The sequence below is a fragment of the Pseudoalteromonas holothuriae genome, from assembly GCF_945859825.1.
Classification (GTDB): Bacteria; Pseudomonadota; Gammaproteobacteria; order Enterobacterales; family Alteromonadaceae; genus Pseudoalteromonas; species Pseudoalteromonas holothuriae.
In genome coordinates, this window is record NZ_CAMAPC010000091.1 from 1 (window position 1) to 425 (window position 425).

Consider the following 425-nt stretch of genomic DNA (forward strand, 5'->3'; position numbering starts at 1 on the left):
TAACATGCGCAGCCCTAGCGAGATAAAGCAAAGCGCTTCATCATCGCCTTGATTACCAAAGCGTAATCATAAATTGTTCTTTAAAAATATGAAGCAATCATCTGTGTGGGCACTCGTACAGATTGAGTTCTAACAGCAGAACTAATTCACTTTCGAGTGATTAGGGAAGCAAAAAATTTAGAGTCTCAATGTGTTTTCTCGAAAGAGAAACTGAGTGACCAACAGCAATAAGTTTACTTATTGCAGCACAGTCAATTCGATTCGAAAGAATCAAAATCAGAATTCATTGAGCGCCGTTTTGAAACTTAGGTTTCAAGACAGAAAAAACTTTTAATTGAAGAGTTTGATCATGGCTCAGATTGAACGCTGGCGGCAGGCCTAACACATGCAAGTCGAGCGGTAACATTTCTAGCTTGCTAGAAGAT

Annotated in this window: 1 rRNA gene; it reads left to right on the top strand. The window is 39.1% G+C overall.

Annotated features, from left to right (window positions below):
* Positions 1-331 precede the first annotated feature (331 nt).
* Positions 332-425 (top strand): 16S ribosomal RNA (locus OCI93_RS21025); the annotation flags it as partial.